Raw genomic sequence first — 270 nt, forward strand, 5'->3', positions numbered from 1 at the left:
GGGGTGCCCGGGTCGGGGATCAGCCCAGGCCGAGGTCGCCCTCGAACTGGCCGGCCTCCAGGCGCTCCTTCATCGTGCCGAGGAAGCGGGCGGCGTCCGCGCCGTCGACGATCCGGTGGTCGTAGGACAGGGCCAGGTAGACCATCGAGCGGACGGCGACGACCTCGCCCAGGTCCGCGTCCTGCACGACGACCGGGCGCTTGACCACCGAACCGACCCCGAGGATGGCGACCTGGGGCTGGTTGATGATCGGGGTGTCGAACAGGGCGC

Annotated in this window: 1 protein-coding gene; it reads right to left on the minus strand. The window is 71.9% G+C overall.

Annotated features, from left to right (window positions below):
• Nucleotides 1-19: 19 nt before the first annotated feature.
• Nucleotides 20-270: 2-oxo acid dehydrogenase subunit E2 (locus ACCD05_RS31905; RefSeq protein WP_413397687.1), on the minus strand; the 251-nt coding region annotated here is incomplete at its 5' end.

The sequence above is a fragment of the Rhizobium sp. Rhizsp42 genome (genome assembly GCF_047304155.1).
Lineage (GTDB): Bacteria > Pseudomonadota > Alphaproteobacteria > Rhizobiales > Rhizobiaceae > Rhizobium.